At 49.4% G+C, this 1,987-nt stretch carries 2 protein-coding genes; both read left to right on the top strand.

What is annotated here, in order from left to right; translation table 11 throughout:
* Nucleotides 1-4 precede the first annotated feature (4 nt).
* Nucleotides 5-1,279, top strand: coding sequence for an IS21 family transposase (gene istA, locus QMA12_RS21920; RefSeq protein ID WP_290211492.1), 1,275 nt, complete (start codon nucleotides 5-7; stop codon nucleotides 1,277-1,279).
* Between the two features lie 18 nt (nucleotides 1,280-1,297).
* The coding region (gene istB / locus QMA12_RS21925) for an IS21-like element helper ATPase IstB (protein WP_290211491.1) at nucleotides 1,298-1,987 on the top strand (690 nt) is incomplete at its 3' end.

Here is a 1,987-nt window from a genome sequence, read left to right on the forward strand (position 1 = left end):
GTGGATTGAAAGTGGCGTTCAAGGTAGCACTATCCATCAGAAATTAGTAAACAGTTACGGCTTCACTGGCAGCTATTGGGCGGTAAATCGTTATATCAAAAGTGTGATTGCCGATTCGCCAAGCAAGGTATCCACGGTAATGGAATTCGACCCAGGCGATACGGTGCAAGTGGACTTCGGGGCCGGCCCGCTGATGGCGGATACCCGCACAGGTGAATTACGGAAAACATGGGTGTTTGTGATGACACTGGCGTGGAGTCGTCATATGTATGCTGAATTTATCTGGGATCAAAGTATTGCCACATGGCTATCGTGCCATCGTCGAGCGTTTGAGTGGTTTAACGGTGTGCCCAAACGCGTCATTATCGATAATCCCAAATGCGCTATCACCAAAGCTTGCTACCATGACCCAGATGTGCAGCGAGCTTACGCTGAATGTGCTGAAGGTTATGGTTTTTTAATTGCACCATGTCCGGTGCGCGATCCACAAAAGAAGGGGCGTGTTGAATCCAATGTAAAATATATCAAAAATGCGTTTGTGCCGCTTCGTGAATTCCGTAGCCTAAGCGATGCCAATGCACAATTAAAAGAATGGCTAGTCAGTGTGGCGGGTAACCGCAAACACGGCACGACACGCCTTTATCCGTTAACGCAGTTCAAAGAAGTTGAGCAGGAATTACTCGGTCCTTTACCAGAAGTGGCGCCAGAGGAAGCCGTGTGGGCACAAGCCAAAGTCCATGGTGACGGTCATGTGCAGTTCGAGCACTGCCGTTACTCAGTCCCGTATTTGCTTATTCGCCAAACCGTATGGATACGCGCCGGCGATTCCACAATACGTATTTACCAACAGCACGAACTCAAAGCCACCCACGGCAGATTACGCCACCAAGGTGGCCGCTCGACTGTCCCGGCGCATCAACCCCCTGCGGCGCAAGCCTGCAACATGCAAGACCCCCAATACTGTTTAAGCCAAGCGAAAAAGGTTGGTGAATATTGCCACTTGTTCATCGAAAGATTGTTTGCCAGTCGCGTACTGGATAACCTGCGTGCGGCGCAAGGCATCGTTGGCTTCGCCAAACGCTATGGGCCCGTTCGCTTAGAAAGGGCATGTTGCCGCGCGTTAACGTTCGACAATGTGCGCTACAACGCGATTAAGCAAATACTCGAAAAAGGCTTAGATGAGCTACCCGATGAAACCAATGCCTTCGATAGCTTAAGCGACAGCTATACCGGCAAAGGCCGATTCCACCGCGACCCTAACAAACTTATCCCACACTAGAGAGCACAAGGAATTATTATGATAAACCCTATCCCAGAATTATCAGCCTTACTAAAGCAACTGCGGCTATCGGGCATGACCGATTCACTCGCACAGCGCAACCGCGAAGCCATTGAACATCAGATGACGTACCCTGAGTTCTTGGCGTTACTGGTACAAGATGAAGTAGCGCGGCGCGACCAAAAGAAATATGCCACACGGCTGCGCCGTGCGGGCCTTAAATCGAATAAAACGCTAGAGAGCTTCGACTTAACTACCAACCCTAATCTCAACCGCGCTTACGTTCAAGAGTTAGCAACCTGTGGCTTCATTGATGAAAAAGTGCCTGTATTAATAGCGGGGCCATGTGGTACGGGGAAAAGTCATTTAGCCCAAGCTATTGGCCATTGCGCGGTGCAAAAAGGTGTGGATGTACTGTTCTTTACCCAAGCCAAATTACTGGCAAATCTGTATGCAGCACGGGCAACCAATACTTATGAAAAGCGCTTCCAAACCCTAGCCAAGGTGCCACTGCTCATTATTGACGACTTCGGGTTAAAACCATTGAAGTCGCCACAAGATGAAGACTTCCATGACCTAATTGATGAGCGTTACGAACAACATGCCACCATTATTACGAGCAATTTAGACTTTACAGAATGGGGAGACGCCTTCCAGAATAAACTGCTTGGCTCAGCCACACTTGACCGACTTCGCCACAACGCTTAT

The sequence above is a fragment of the Pseudoalteromonas sp. APC 3893 genome, from assembly GCF_030408095.1.
Lineage (GTDB): Bacteria > Pseudomonadota > Gammaproteobacteria > Enterobacterales > Alteromonadaceae > Pseudoalteromonas.